The sequence below is a fragment of the Acinetobacter sp. ACNIH1 genome (assembly GCF_002934695.1).
Classification (GTDB): domain Bacteria; phylum Pseudomonadota; class Gammaproteobacteria; order Pseudomonadales; family Moraxellaceae; genus Acinetobacter; species Acinetobacter variabilis.
Genome location: NZ_CP026420.1, coordinates 1,819,822 through 1,832,885, shown reverse-complemented (window position 1 = coordinate 1,832,885; position 13,064 = coordinate 1,819,822). Strand labels below are relative to the sequence as shown.

Here is a 13,064-nt window from a genome sequence, read left to right as displayed (position 1 = left end):
TCCAGAATTTATATACTTGGATCATGCAGACTTCTAAACAAAAGGTCTGTATTTAAACATGGCAGGAAATGTAGTCAGGAAATTAATTATGCAGCATCAATCTGTTTATTTTTTAAAGGAAGGAAACTAAGTTAATAAGATAAATTTTTGAAAAGAATGTAGGAATTAAATTTTAAGAAATTGAGTGAATACGTAGAAAAGTTAAGGAATTGATCGCAAAATTCCTTAACTGATGAAGATATTAAACTCGTACTTATGTTTTAACTTTCTACCACGACATAATATTTTTTAACGGCTTTAACCACTTCAAAAGTGCCAACAAAACCGGGTGGAATAATGCCAGCTTCACCTGCCTTGATTTCAACAAAGGATTGTCCTTGAGCATCATGTAAACGGACGATCCCTTCGATTATCTGAAAGAATTCCTGTTTATTTTCAGCGAATACGATATTCCAGGCACCCACTTCACATTGCCAGATCCCGCAATCCATATTGGGATGTTGATAGGCACTCTGGGTCAAGCGTTTAGGATTACCTTTAACCAGCCGGTCTGGACGTGGATAATCGATACTTTCTTCAGCCTGACCTAAACCTCGACCCGCAATCCAAATAGATGACATTTTCATAACCTCATCGTGTAAAAAAGCCCCAATATCAATTGAGGCTTTCATTTATGAATCTATATTAATAACTTTCTGGTACAGCGCCTAAAAACTCACGGCGGACTTCTTTATCGGTTTTAAAGTCACCGATAAATGACACCGTACGCGTCGTTGATTCCTGTTTGCCAACACCACGCATCATCATACACATATGTGCTGAATCAATCATTACAGCCACACCACGTGCATTGGTGACTTCAGCAACCGCTTCTGCGATTTGCTGGGTCAGATTTTCTTGAATCTGCAAACGACGGGCAAACATTTCAGTAATACGTGCAAATTTAGATAGCCCCAATACTTTGCCTTCAGGTAAATAGGCAATATGTACACGGCCATAAAATGGCAATAAATGGTGTTCGCAGAGTGAATAAAATTCGATATTTTTCACTAAAACCATTTCACGGTTATCTGATGGAAAAACCGCACTATTGGTCACTTCTTCCAGAGTCTGGCTATACCCTGAGGTTAAATACGAAAACGCTTTCGCAGCACGCACGGGCGTATCTTTGAGACCAGGGCGATTGAGATCTTCACCAACGGCAGTAAGAATGTTTGCGTAAGATTGCTGCATAGTCATATGACGTATTCACTTAAACTGAGAATGAACAAAGACGGCATTGTAGCAGAAATCTTTTACAATGCCTTGTTTTGTGGGGTAAATCCGCTTACTGTTTAAACTTTGGATTTTTTTCTGCACGTTTTAGCAAAACTAAAACTGCACCAGTGCCACCCTGTTTTTCAGGAGCACTGACAAAGGCCAGAACATCACGGTGCTGACGTAGCCAGCCGTTGACATAAGTTTTTAAGATTGCTTCTGGCCCTTTGCCATGTACGATCTTGATCACGTTCTGGTTTTCATCTTTAGCGATCTGGATAATCTGAAGCACAGCCTGACGTGCTTCTTCGACCGTACAACCATGCAGGTCGACAGCTTCGAACCAACGCAGATTTCCCGCTTTCAGGTCTTCAAAAACCTTATGCTGCAAGGTCGCAATGCGGTAGCTTAAGCTCGCCTGACTGCCAACCGGATTGAGCACGGCTTGTGTATCAGACAGCACGGTTTCATCGGTATGCATGGGACCTTCGGCAGCAGCACGCTTGGCCAAGATTTGTGCATCGACTTTTTTCTTGGAAGATTTTTCAATTTTCGCAATATTGCCGGCATCAATTTTTTGTACGCCTTGCATCTGTTTGCGAAATAGATCGAGGTCTTCCGCCTGTTCCTGCTCCGCTGTTTTCACGACAGGGGCAACAGGTTCAGCCTTAGGCTGAGGATGACTAATTTGCTTTTTAAGATCTTTCAGTAAATTGTACTGATCTTTAGAAAGCGAAGAATCGTGTTTGCTCATAATCTGGAAACGGGAGGGATACTGAATTTGGTAAATTATAGTCTTAAATGACTGAAAGGAGAAATGAATTGCATTAAATACAACATATCCTAAACCCAGCTTTAATTTCTGGGTGGTTTTCTAATATTGTATAGTTTGATGAACCTTAAATAGAAAATAATTCATGAATATTCTCCTTTTATTATTTTAACAGTTGCCTCGATGGAACATCTCTCTTTAAATATAAATCAATCAAACCTGGAAAATTAAAAATGAGTTATTCAGGCAGTTGTTTGTGTGGCAATGTCCAGTTCAAAATAAATACGAATATTCAGACCATGTATCATTGTCACTGCAGTTTATGTCGTAAACAGAGTGGTACGGCCGCGAATGCAGCAACTTTAGTTCATCAGCAATATTTTGAATGGACCTCAGGACACGCTTCCATTTCCTGTTATCAAAAAGAGACCGGATTTCGTTCTCATTTTTGTCAACACTGTGGCTCGCCTGTACCGAATCAGGTAGGTACTATTGCATTGATCTGGATTCCTTTAGGGCTTCTGGATCAAGTACCCAAAATTCAGCACAGACTGAATTTTTGTCTGAACTCTAAAGTAGATTGGGCAAATGAAATCAAGGCGGATGAGTACTATTCTGAACTGCCAGAATTTGAAAAATTAATCTCTTATTTTGATCATTTAACTTAGTATTAAATGAATTAAATTAGTTAATAGAAAAAAAAGCCCCATGCTGAGCCGGGGCTTTTTTTATACTTAATATTTTAAACTGATTCAGGCTCACCGAATAAATCACGGAAAGCATGATCCGGGCGTGGCTGTTTCATGAAACTTTCACCGACCAGGAAAGCATGAATATCATGTTCTTGCATCATCGCAACATCAGCAGGGATCGCAATACCGCTTTCAGTGACCAGCAGGCGTGAAGGATCCAGTAGTTTTTTCAGACGTAATGATGTATTCAGGTCGACATCAAAAGTTTTTAAATTACGGTTATTCACACCCAGCAGACAACGATCAGAAAGTTTTAAAGCACGCCCTAATTCTTCTTCATCATGTACTTCAACCAGTACATCCAGATTATGCTCGAACGCAGTTTTAGACATTTCCTCTAACTGCTGATCAGAAAGACAGGCCACGATCAGCAAAATACAGTCTGCATGCAGGGCACGCGCTTCAATCACGCCATAAGGATCGATCAGGAAGTCTTTACGCAACGCAGGCAAGTCACAGTGCGAACGGGCAATCTGAATATATTCATCAGCACCCTGAAAAAAATCCACATCAGTCAGTACAGATAAACAGGCAGCGCCGGCATCCTGATATTGCGCCGCAATTTCTGCAGGATTGAAGTTTTCACGAATCACGCCTTTGGACGGAGAAGCCTTTTTAATTTCAGCGATTACACCTGGGCATTTAGACATTAAAGATTGGGCAAAGCCACGGACTGGTGTCGCACCTTGTGCCAGTTCTTCGATATCCTTATAGCTTTTCTGCTTAAGACGGAGAGCGAACTCTTCTTTCTTACGATCAACAATTTTACCCAAAATTGTATTTGCAATATCAACCATGATTCAAATTCCTGACCGTATTAAGCTTCGTATTGTTTGATGGTTTTGGTGAATTCAGAGAGCACGCTCATTTTTTCCAGCGCCTGGCCACCATAAATAATATCCTGTGCCAATGCCACACCTTGCTTATAGCTTGAAGTCAGGCCTGATACATAAATACCAGCACCGGCATTTAGGGCAATCATATTGGCAGCTTTATGACCGATCTCAGATTTCTTCTTGCCTAAGGCATCTTTAATCAAAGCCAGACTTTCTGCTGAGCTTTCAATAATTAAACCGGTTAAGGTTTGTGATTCAATATCAACCTGTTCAGGAATGATTTCCCATTCAGTGATTTCACCGTTTTTCAGCTCAGCCACATGGGTAGAAGAAGCCAGACTGATTTCATCTAAGCCATCACGTGAATGTACGACCATCACATGTTCAGCACCGAGCTGTTTCATGACTTCAGCGATTGGACGGCAAAGTTCATTGGAAAATACGCCGATGACCAAACGTTTTACACCGGCCGGATTCGTAAGTGGGCCGAGCAGGTTGAAAATACTACGAATACCCAGTTCTTTACGTGGACCAATCGCATATTTCATGGCTTTGTGATGGTTAGGCGCGAACAGGAAGCCAACACCGATATCACGGATACAGCGTTCGGTTTGCTGCATATTCAAATCAAGATTAATGCCTGCCTGTTCCAGTAAATCTGAAGAACCTGATTTGGTGGAAACACCACGGTTACCATGTTTGGCAATGGTTGCACCAGCTGCTGCAATTACAAAAGCAGAAGCGGTAGATACGTTAAACAGGTTTTGTCCATCACCGCCTGTACCGACGATATCCACCAGATGAGGGACATCATTGACATCGATTTTGGTTGCGAGTTCACGCATGACACGTGCTGCAGCGGTAATCTCGTCAATACTTTCACCTTTCAGGCGTAGACCCATGAGCAGAGCACCGATCTGGGCATCGGTTGCTTCGCCAGACATAATGGTGCGCATCACGTCTTCCATTTGTTCCTGAGTCAGGTGAATGTTTTTAGTAATATTGCTTAAAGCTTGTTGAATATTCATGACTTGCGTTTTGCCCATTATGCGTAAATTTCAAGAAAGTTTTTAAAGATCTGATGACCATGCTGGCTCAGGATTGATTCCGGATGGAACTGCACACCTTCAATCGGTAGTGTCTTATGTTTAATCCCCATGATTTCTTCCATAGAGCCATCTTCTTCATTGGTCCAGCAGGTCACTTCCAGACATTCTGGTAAAGTGGCCTGATCAATCACCAGCGAGTGGTAACGCGTTGCAGAAAAAGGATTCGACAGGTTGCTGAAAATACCTTTATCGCTGTGATACATGTCAGATAAGCGACCATGCATGACGCGTTTGGCACGAATAATATCGCCGCCAAAAGCCTGACCAATACTTTGATGCCCCAGACAAACACCGAGCAGGGGAATCTTGCCGCCAAAATGCTGAATGGCAGGAATCGAAATTCCAGCTTCACTTGGCGAACATGGACCAGGACCAATCACAAGATACTTGGGTTGCCATCGCTCAATATCCTCCAATGTCACGGCATCATTGCGGACTACTTTTACTTCTTGATTCAGTTCGCCAAAATACTGGACGATGTTATAAGTAAAGGAGTCATAGTTGTCGATCATTAGAAGCATGAGCTTAACCTATTGAAATTATTGCACTTAACTGTGCTAAAGTGATCCAGATTGAGCTTTATCGGGACTTGTTGCAAGTCTAGGGAATACACGACTAAATCGTTGATTTCATTGTGTGAAAATAAAGCACGCCTCATCATAGCAAAAAATAGCCACATCGGGCGCAATAATTTTTCAATTTTCAGGCTGGTGATTAGCTCACAGCCTTTTAGGCATTTTAAATGTGCGTATAAGTAATTAACTGACGAAAAGTAAGTTTAAATAAATATTGCAGTTATTATTTTTTTAATTGGCGGATTCAAGCAGCAAGTGCAACAGTATAAAAACCAGCCATAACTTCACTAGGCGTATACCAGCCTAGTGTTTTTCTAGGGCGATGATTGAGAGCAAATTCTATCTGCTCTATTTGTTCATTTGACACTTCATCAAACGAAGATGATTTTGGCAGATATTGCCTGATCAGACCATTGGTATTTTCATTTCTGGCTCGTTGAATCGACTTGTATGGATCTGCAAAGTACGTCTCTATTCCTGCTTCCGTTATCCGCCGGTGCTCGGAGAACTCCTTACCATTATCAAAGGTTACACTGTAGGCATGACTGCTGCGCAAACATGCTAAAGCACACGAGATCGTTTTAGTTGTGGTTCTAGTTTGTCCCAAATGAACGATATGTACATACAAGCTTTTGCGCTCAACCAGAGTTAATAATGCCCCCTTGTGATTCTTGCCTATCACGGTATCACCTTCAAAATCACCTAGGCGTTGACGTTTCTCGATGACCTCATCGCGACAGTGAATACTTGTTCTATCAACGAGTTGGCCTCTACGGTCTGTATTTTTATAGCCTCGTTTACGATATTTCTTTTGATGTCTTAAATGAATGTGGAGCTTACCGCCTTTAGATTTATCTAGATAGACGTACTGATAAATCCATTCATGTGAAGGCACATCAAGCCAACCTCGTTGTGTTAAAGCACCTGAAATTTGCTCAGGAGACCAATCTAAGCCAATCAGATAACGAATATAAACGAGAGCAAAATCCGTCATTTGTGAAGAGGATCGATATCGTCTTTGACTTGAAAATTTCTCTGCCTGTTGAGCTCGATATCCACGTTTTCCAGTATTTCTTTTGATCTCACGATAAAGGGTTGATCGAGAACGTCCAAGCTCCCTGGCAAGGGTAGAGATTGAAGATTTGCTTTTCAAAGCAGCATAAATTTCGTATCTTTCATCTTGAGAAAGTTGGGTGTATTTCTTCATTGGGTGCTTTCCAATTGCGAGTTGAAAAAAGTCTAATGATTTTAATACACCTAACTTTTTCAACTAACTACAAATATGTCGCACTTGGTATTTGAATCTGCGATTAAAAATAAATAAGTTTTAAATGATTAAAATAATGATGCTGAAAAAAAACATCATTTGAATAATAATGCATGGGATAAATCAAACGATAAGATCGACAATTTGAATAAAAGTGACTCAAAATAGTGATCTTTTTAAGTACATAAACCTACAGATCACGCTTTGTAACTGATAAAACTTAACCAGAATTAAACGGAATTGAATATTTTTTAAACTAAATTAGCATAAAAACGCAAATCCTCACTGAAAAGTGCTCCTATTCTTACCTAATATGAAATCATTGCACTATTTAGGTGCGCTAAAAAAATACCTGCAACAAATCTCAGGAAGAATGCTTGAATATAGTGCATTTAGTTTAAGTCACAGTATAATAGCGACAAGGTATTTTTATCTTTCTATGTTTTCTTATAAAGATTTCAAGATTTTAGATATACTTTTAAAAGTTGGTACGCTAATTGCTTAATAGATACCAACTTCTAACACGCACTTTGCGAGTGCAACAAAAAACATCGGAGCAAAATGAGCATGGCGAACAAGGTCCTTCAACTCATACAAGAAAGTGGCGCAAAATGGGTCGATTTTCGCTTTACTGATACCAAGGGTAAAGAACAGCACGTTACTTATCCAGCAGACAGTATTGATGAAGATACGTTTGAAGACGGCAAAATGTTTGACGGTTCTTCAATCGCAGGTTGGAAAGGCATCGAAGCATCGGACATGATCTTACGTCCAGATGCAGAAACAGGTTTCATCGACCCGTTCTTTGCAGAGCCAACTGTTGTTGTGACTTGTGACGTTATCGAACCATCAACTGGTCAAGGTTATGAACGTGACCCACGTTCGATTGCTCGCCGTGCAGAAGAATACCTGAAATCTACAGGTATCGGTGATACTGCATTCTTCGGTCCAGAACCAGAATTCTTCGTATTTGACGAAGTGAAATGGGACATCGACATGTCTGGTGCTCGCCACACATTGATCGCTGAAGAAGCTGCTTGGTCTACTGGTAAAGATTACGAAGCAGGTAACTCAGGTCATCGTCCACGTGTTAAAGGTGGTTATTTCCCAGTTCCTCCTGTTGATTCTCATCAAGATATGCGTGCAGACATGTGTGCAAAAATTGAAGAAATCATGGGCCCAGGTCGTGTAGAAGTACATCACCACGAAGTTGCGTCTTGCCAGTTAGAAATTGGTGTGAGCTTCAACACAATGGTTCGTAAAGCTGACGAAGTACAACAGTTCAAATATGCTGTTTGGAACGTTGCGCACCAATACGCTAAAACTGCAACCTTTATGCCTAAACCAATGGTAGGCGATAACGGTTCTGGTATGCACGTGCACATGTCGATCTCTAAAGATGGCAAGAACTTGTTTGCTGGTGATGAATATGCAGGCCTTTCAGAAATGGCATTGTACTTCATCGGTGGTGTGATCAAACATGCTCGTTCATTGAATGCGATCACTAACCCATCTACAAACTCATACAAACGTTTGGTACCTCACTTCGAAGCACCGATTATGCTTGCTTACTCAGCGCGTAACCGTTCAGCTTCTATCCGTATTCCTTACGTTTCTAGCCCTAAAGGCAAACGTATTGAAGCACGTTTTCCTGATCCAATGATGAACCCGTATCTAGGTTTCGCTGCATTGTTGATGGCGGGTATCGACGGTATCCAAAACAAGATTCACCCAGGTGAAGCTGCTGACAAGAACCTGTACGATCTTCCTCCTGAAGAAGAAGCGAAAATCCCTACAGTGGCGCACAGCCTTGAAATGGCACTTGAATCTCTTAAAGAAGATCATGACTACCTGCTTAAAGGTGGCGTGTTCACTAAAGAAATGCTTGATGCCTATATCGAACTTAAGACTGAAGATGTACGTCGTCTGAATACGACTACTCACCCAGTTGAATTCGACATGTACTACAGCCTGTAATTCTGATCTGAATTTCACTGTAAAAAAGACCCGCCTTTGTGCGGGTTTTTTTGTATGATGCTGTTATTGATCAAAGATATGAAGTTATGGCACAACGTAAAAGACATACCGGCTTTTTTCCTTGGATTGATCCTCAGGATCATAGTAAAGGCTTTAAACTGAATTTTTCTGAAGTGACCTATGTAGATGTTGCGCGTACACCTGAAGGTTATAAACAGGTTGAGTTTGTGGCATTACGTCATCCTGAGCTGGCTCTGGACTATGACTACCCCCAAAGTTTTTATCTCACCACAGATGGCATGATTTTGAAAAAGCTGCCAAGTGGAAAATATGAAGTGATTGCCAAGACAGATAATGCCTAATCGTGAAGTTGATAACATTGTGAGTGTAAAATTTAAAAATCCGAATAGACAGCAGATGCCTACAGCACTTCGAGAGTGGCTGTATGCCTCAGGATCATTGACGCAGCAGTTAACAGATCTGGCTGGTGGTCAGTTCCGGGTAGAACCACAGCAGGAACATTTTCAGCGTCTGGAATTTGTGGATGCCCGTTGGATGCAGATGCCACATCATCATACGTCTTGGGTACGGGAAAGCTATTTATATGGCTGTGAAGAACAGCCTTGGGTCAAAGCCAAAAGTATATTTCCAATTTTAAGCCTGCAAAAACGTGCGCGGATATTCCAGCATATTGGATCGAAGCCGATTGGCTGCCTATTATTCCAGCGTACCAATCCACAGTGTGAACGGCGTGTGATTTATCTGGAAGAGGGCTGGACCCGCCAGAGCTGCTATACTTGGCATGGTTGTAAATTTATCGTACAAGAAACATTTTTACCGGCATTTGAACACTTTATACAAAATCAACAGGCTTAACTTGATATGGCAACTGTACAAGCAATTAGCTGGCGTGAACGTCTGAGCGCCTATTATTATCTTTGTCGTTTTGATAAGCCAATTGGCACAGAGCTGGTCTTCTGGCCGACCATGTGGGCGCTATGGGTCGCAGCAAAAGGAATTCCTGATCTCAGTATTCTAGTGCTGATGATTCTAGGTGTAATTTTTATGCGCGCAGCGGGCTGTGCCATTAATGACTTTGCCGACCGTAAAGTGGATGCGTATGTCGAGCGTACCAAAACCCGTCCCTTAGCCACCGGTATTATTAGTGCTAAAGAAGCAGTGATGGTCTTTCTGGTGCTCGTCGTAGCCAGTGCCTGCCTGTTATTTTTCCTGCCGATTGAAACCTTTTACTGGTCCTTTGGAGCCTTGTTTTTAGCGTTCATTTATCCGTTTATGAAACGCTATACCCATTTGCCGCAGGTATTTTTGGGAGCTGCATTTTCCTGGTCAATTCCAATGGCCTATACTGCCGTCGGGCAGACGCCAGATTTAACTTGTTGGCTTCTCTATTTTGGCAATCTGGCTTGGACCGTGGCCTATGACACGCAGTATGCAATTACCGATCGTGAATATGATTTAAAGATTGGCGTGAAATCCACAGCCATTTTGTTTGGTCAGCATGATATTCAGATCATTAGTACCTTACAGGCTTTAAGTCTGGTCTTGATTGGCGCAGCATTATGGATTGAGGATTTGCTGATTCCATTTGGCTTGATGGGTCTGCTCGCAGTCGCAATTGATTTTATTTATCAATGGTCAAAAACTCGAGATAAGGACCCGCAGCGCTGTTTCTGGGCCTTCCGTCATAACCGCTGGGTGGGGCTAATGATTTTCCTTGGAATCTTTGCCGCGCTTCTGTAAATGCACCTTGTCGACTCATAACAAAAGCATCCTATAAGGGTGCTTTTTTTTATGCTTAATTCAAGATTCTTCATGAAAATCATAAACAACAATAAGGGATTAGAATATGAATAATGTAGTGAAAAACGGTTTCAAAAAAACCTGTCTGGCACTGGTATGTTCCATGTCATTGTTCATGACTGCGTGTAATGACGATGATAATGATTCGTTCCGACCACAGGAAAGGGTATTTTTAAGTCAACAATCTTATGATGAGGATACCTTGCCTGAAGCTTCGGATATTCAAGTCATACGCTATAATATGCCAAACGTAAATGGTGAGCGGGCTGAAGCGACAGCCACGGTGTTTTATCCAAATACACCTCAACCTCAAGACGGATGGCGGGTGGTGGTTTGGGAACATGGCACGGTGGGTAGCGGTGATTCTTGTGCACCAAGTAATAACCAGCTGAATAATAATTTTAGAGGATTGGCCAGCAGCTTGCTTGCAAAGGGATATGTGATTGTTGCACCCGATTATGAAGGATTAGGTACTCGGGGGATCCATCCTTATTTAAATTTAAAAAGTGCGGCACAATCGGCTATCTATGCAGTAAGAGCCTTTAAGGAACAACAGGGAAATCGATTTAATGGTGCCTGGGTCTCAGTGGGACAATCCCAGGGAGGGCACGCATCACTTGCCACAGCCCAGTTTGCCGATGAAGATCCAAATTATAAGGCAGCAGTTGCAGCAGCTCCGGCTTCAAGTCTGGGTTATATTATCAGTGAAGTAGCACCGCAAGCGCTTAGTGCCTTGGTTGAGGCTGGGCAAGATAATGCTGCGAAAGCAGTCTATGCAGAATTACTGGCTTATGCGGCTTATGTTGCTGTCGGGATTAAAGCTTATGAACCAGGCTTTAACTATCGCAATATATTTTCAAGCCGTGCAGGGATTGTGGCTGAAAAGGCGGAAGGCACGACTGGAGAAAATGGACTTTGTTTAGGGCCATTGATTACTGAATATGTGCAAGATATTGATGATTATCTGGTGAATAATCCGGAAAAAACGGTTGTAGACTATCCAGGATTAGTAGAAAACTTCCAGAATAATTCGTCGGTTGAAAAGTTCCTTGAGAATAATCAGCCTGCAACTGAAAAAATTAATGTTCCTGTGATGATCATTCAAGGTACTGCAGATATGGCTGTTCCATATCCAGTGACAAATACTTTACAACAAGGCTTGAAAGATATGGGAACCACAGTGACTTTTGTACCGGTACAAGACGCATCACATACCGAGGCTATTGTACAAAGCAGAACCCAGCTGCTGACCTTCATCAATACCTATATGCCTTCAGGTATTTCTGTCAGTCCTTAATCCTAAAAGGAGCTTCGGCTCCTTTTCTATTCCTTGTAAGGCTAGGCCTTGAGCAATCATTTAAGTTTGTTATAGTGACTCAGGATTATAGGTTATCAGTATAGGCTTGTTATGTCGGAACAGACAAAACCCCGCAGTATTAAAAAACTGCTTATCTTTGGAACCCTGGCTTTATGTGTGCCGATTTTTTTAGTGACGATGGCATTTCTGGCAGTTAATAGCGATGCAAAAAATCAGGAAAAATATAAGCAGCAACAGGCAGATATGATTGCCCGGATTGAAGCGCGCGAAGCGGCTGAAAAATCAAAGGCAGAGCAGGAGGCTAAAGCAACCCAAGCTGCTTCCGAAGCTGAAACGAATTCCTCTCATTAAACTATTTATCTTAAATCTCTTTGTAGCTGCCGGATCGTTGGAATTTCAGTGTAGCGGACGACTGTATAGCCGGCAGCAATCAGCATTGCATCGCGTTCCGCATCTTCCTGTTCCTTGCCAATATGGGTGGGGTCATCCAGTTCTATAATCGCCACCACATTATATTCCCGGTCCATCACCACAAAATCGGTCACCTTGCGGTTAAACTTGCTGCGCATTTTCATATTGTCATGCGTAATCAAAGCACTAAATGCGACCTGTGCCAGAATGTGATGATGCGGAAAAGCATCTTTCAGGCGAGTAAACATCTTGCTTTCGAAAGCTGTAATGACACGCTTGGGATAGAATTTCTTCTGGCGGGTAAACAGATGAGGGAAGAGCAGGCAAATTAAGGCAAAGCTTGCCAGACAGCCAATCACAAAGAATATAAACTGACTCAAATCAAACACGGATCATAAAAGAGAAAAGAATAAAAAAACCCACTTCGCAATGAGTGGGTTTTTCAGAATCTTGGCTCTCCCACCTGGGCTCGAACCAGGGACCTGCGGATTAACAGTCCGTCGCTCTACCGACTGAGCTATGGGAGAATAGATTGGCTCTCCAACCTGGGCTCGAACCAGGGACCTGCGGATTAACAGTCCGTCGCTCTACCGACTGAGCTATTGGAGAATCTGCAAGCGATTATAGAGAGATTTAAAAAGGGGTCAAGGCACTTTTATAAAAAAGCTGAAAAAACTGAATCAAGTGTTTTAAAAATAATCAAAAATGATTGTAGTTCAAAATGTTATGTTTATGTAACCCAGATTAAAGGTAGAGGGGGTGCGTGATTATTCTCTGCCATGGTTGCGAGTCGCTAAAACTACAAACAAGACTCATATAGATATTTAATCCGAAAAATACCGGCATAAAAAAACCCACTTCGCAGTGAGTGGGTTTTTTTAGAATCTTGGCTCTCCCACCTGGGCTCGAACCAGGGACCTGCGGATTAACAGTCCGTCGCTCTACCGACTGAGCTATGGGAGAATAGAT

15 protein-coding genes and 3 tRNA genes are annotated in these 13,064 nt (G+C 42.0%); 7 read left to right on the top strand and 11 right to left on the bottom strand.

The window, feature by feature from the left end; translation table 11 throughout:
• Positions 1-260: 260 nt before the first annotated feature.
• The 3 genes from C3F22_RS09035 to C3F22_RS09025 all read right to left on the bottom strand — a co-directional run bounded on the left by C3F22_RS09035 (position 261) and on the right by C3F22_RS09025 (position 2,011).
• Entirely contained in the window at positions 261-620 is a 360-nt protein-coding gene (locus C3F22_RS09035) for a cupin domain-containing protein (RefSeq protein WP_104427005.1), read from the bottom strand.
• 64 nt (positions 621-684) lie between these two features.
• On the bottom strand, positions 685-1,233 hold the full coding sequence (folE, locus tag C3F22_RS09030; RefSeq protein ID WP_171064799.1) for a GTP cyclohydrolase I FolE: 549 nt from the start codon (positions 1,231-1,233) through the stop codon (positions 685-687).
• A gap of 94 nt (positions 1,234-1,327) precedes the next feature.
• Positions 1,328-2,011, bottom strand: coding sequence for a Smr/MutS family protein (locus tag C3F22_RS09025; RefSeq protein ID WP_104426356.1), 684 nt, complete (start codon positions 2,009-2,011; stop codon positions 1,328-1,330).
• Positions 2,012-2,262: 251 nt separating this feature from the next.
• Here C3F22_RS09025 and C3F22_RS09020 point away from each other — a divergent pair, with 251 nt between their 5' ends.
• On the top strand, positions 2,263-2,697 hold the full coding sequence (locus tag C3F22_RS09020) for a GFA family protein (RefSeq protein WP_005234852.1): 435 nt from the start codon (positions 2,263-2,265) through the stop codon (positions 2,695-2,697).
• A gap of 74 nt (positions 2,698-2,771) precedes the next feature.
• Here the strand turns inward: C3F22_RS09020 and trpC are convergent, their stop codons facing one another.
• From trpC to C3F22_RS09000, 4 genes are all read right to left on the bottom strand, one after another.
• Positions 2,772-3,578, bottom strand: coding sequence for an indole-3-glycerol phosphate synthase TrpC (gene trpC / locus C3F22_RS09015; protein ID WP_104426355.1), 807 nt, complete (start codon positions 3,576-3,578; stop codon positions 2,772-2,774).
• A gap of 20 nt (positions 3,579-3,598) precedes the next feature.
• On the bottom strand, positions 3,599-4,645 hold the full coding sequence (trpD, locus tag C3F22_RS09010) for an anthranilate phosphoribosyltransferase (RefSeq protein ID WP_104427004.1): 1,047 nt from the start codon (positions 4,643-4,645) through the stop codon (positions 3,599-3,601).
• A 17-nt stretch (positions 4,646-4,662) separates the two neighbouring features.
• Positions 4,663-5,247 (bottom strand): anthranilate synthase component II, encoded by a 585-nt coding sequence (locus C3F22_RS09005; RefSeq protein WP_104426354.1) that lies wholly within the window; start codon positions 5,245-5,247, stop codon positions 4,663-4,665.
• A gap of 298 nt (positions 5,248-5,545) precedes the next feature.
• Complete coding sequence (locus tag C3F22_RS09000; RefSeq protein ID WP_104425752.1) at positions 5,546-6,508, bottom strand: IS30 family transposase; 963 nt, start codon at positions 6,506-6,508, stop codon at positions 5,546-5,548.
• Positions 6,509-7,129: 621 nt separating this feature from the next.
• Between C3F22_RS09000 and glnA the strand changes: the two genes are divergently transcribed.
• From glnA to C3F22_RS08970, 6 genes are all read left to right on the top strand, one after another.
• Positions 7,130-8,545: a type I glutamate--ammonia ligase gene (glnA, locus tag C3F22_RS08995; RefSeq protein ID WP_171064793.1), complete on the top strand. Its 1,416-nt coding sequence runs from the start codon at positions 7,130-7,132 to the stop codon at positions 8,543-8,545.
• A gap of 86 nt (positions 8,546-8,631) precedes the next feature.
• Positions 8,632-8,907, top strand: a complete 276-nt coding sequence (locus C3F22_RS08990; RefSeq protein ID WP_005234859.1) for a hypothetical protein — start codon at positions 8,632-8,634, stop codon at positions 8,905-8,907.
• 55 nt (positions 8,908-8,962) lie between these two features.
• Complete coding sequence (locus C3F22_RS08985; RefSeq protein ID WP_171284750.1) at positions 8,963-9,421, top strand: chorismate--pyruvate lyase family protein; 459 nt, start codon at positions 8,963-8,965, stop codon at positions 9,419-9,421.
• Positions 9,422-9,427: 6 nt separating this feature from the next.
• A complete protein-coding gene (gene ubiA / locus C3F22_RS08980; protein ID WP_104426352.1) occupies positions 9,428-10,306 on the top strand; it encodes a 4-hydroxybenzoate octaprenyltransferase in 879 nt (292 codons plus the stop codon).
• A 106-nt stretch (positions 10,307-10,412) separates the two neighbouring features.
• Positions 10,413-11,663: an alpha/beta hydrolase family protein gene (locus C3F22_RS08975; protein WP_104426351.1), complete on the top strand. Its 1,251-nt coding sequence runs from the start codon at positions 10,413-10,415 to the stop codon at positions 11,661-11,663.
• Positions 11,664-11,774: 111 nt separating this feature from the next.
• A complete protein-coding gene (locus tag C3F22_RS08970; RefSeq protein WP_005234866.1) occupies positions 11,775-12,035 on the top strand; it encodes a hypothetical protein in 261 nt (86 codons plus the stop codon).
• Positions 12,036-12,040: 5 nt separating this feature from the next.
• Here C3F22_RS08970 and C3F22_RS08965 read toward each other — a convergent pair whose 3' ends face one another.
• The 4 genes from C3F22_RS08965 to C3F22_RS08950 all read right to left on the bottom strand — a co-directional run bounded on the left by C3F22_RS08965 (position 12,041) and on the right by C3F22_RS08950 (position 13,058).
• Positions 12,041-12,484, bottom strand: coding sequence for a DUF2726 domain-containing protein (locus C3F22_RS08965; protein ID WP_004782760.1), 444 nt, complete (start codon positions 12,482-12,484; stop codon positions 12,041-12,043).
• Between the two features lie 62 nt (positions 12,485-12,546).
• Positions 12,547-12,622: transfer RNA gene (locus tag C3F22_RS08960), tRNA-Asn, on the bottom strand.
• Between the two features lie 6 nt (positions 12,623-12,628).
• Positions 12,629-12,704 (bottom strand) — tRNA-Asn (locus C3F22_RS08955).
• Between the two features lie 278 nt (positions 12,705-12,982).
• Positions 12,983-13,058, bottom strand: a tRNA-Asn gene (locus C3F22_RS08950).
• Positions 13,059-13,064 lie beyond the last annotated feature (6 nt).

Excerpts from the sequence above, each read along its gene's own strand:
- folE (WP_171064799.1), bottom strand. The coding sequence starts at position 1,233 with ATGCAGCAATCTTACGCAAACATTCTTACTGCCGTTGGTGAAGATCTC.
- C3F22_RS09025 (WP_104426356.1), bottom strand. The coding sequence starts at position 2,011 with ATGAGCAAACACGATTCTTCGCTTTCTAAAGATCAGTACAATTTACTG.
- C3F22_RS08970 (WP_005234866.1), top strand. The coding sequence starts at position 11,775 with ATGTCGGAACAGACAAAACCCCGCAGTATTAAAAAACTGCTTATCTTT.
- C3F22_RS08985 (WP_171284750.1), top strand. The coding sequence starts at position 8,963 with ATGCCTACAGCACTTCGAGAGTGGCTGTATGCCTCAGGATCATTGACG.
- C3F22_RS08975 (WP_104426351.1), top strand. The coding sequence starts at position 10,413 with ATGAATAATGTAGTGAAAAACGGTTTCAAAAAAACCTGTCTGGCACTG.
- C3F22_RS08990 (WP_005234859.1), top strand. The coding sequence starts at position 8,632 with ATGGCACAACGTAAAAGACATACCGGCTTTTTTCCTTGGATTGATCCT.
- C3F22_RS09000 (WP_104425752.1), bottom strand. The coding sequence starts at position 6,508 with ATGAAGAAATACACCCAACTTTCTCAAGATGAAAGATACGAAATTTAT.
- ubiA (WP_104426352.1), top strand. The coding sequence starts at position 9,428 with ATGGCAACTGTACAAGCAATTAGCTGGCGTGAACGTCTGAGCGCCTAT.
- trpD (WP_104427004.1), bottom strand. The coding sequence starts at position 4,645 with ATGAATATTCAACAAGCTTTAAGCAATATTACTAAAAACATTCACCTG.
- glnA (WP_171064793.1), top strand. The coding sequence starts at position 7,130 with ATGAGCATGGCGAACAAGGTCCTTCAACTCATACAAGAAAGTGGCGCA.
- C3F22_RS09005 (WP_104426354.1), bottom strand. The coding sequence starts at position 5,247 with ATGCTTCTAATGATCGACAACTATGACTCCTTTACTTATAACATCGTC.
- C3F22_RS09020 (WP_005234852.1), top strand. The coding sequence starts at position 2,263 with ATGAGTTATTCAGGCAGTTGTTTGTGTGGCAATGTCCAGTTCAAAATA.
- C3F22_RS09035 (WP_104427005.1), bottom strand. The coding sequence starts at position 620 with ATGTCATCTATTTGGATTGCGGGTCGAGGTTTAGGTCAGGCTGAAGAA.
- trpC (WP_104426355.1), bottom strand. The coding sequence starts at position 3,578 with ATGGTTGATATTGCAAATACAATTTTGGGTAAAATTGTTGATCGTAAG.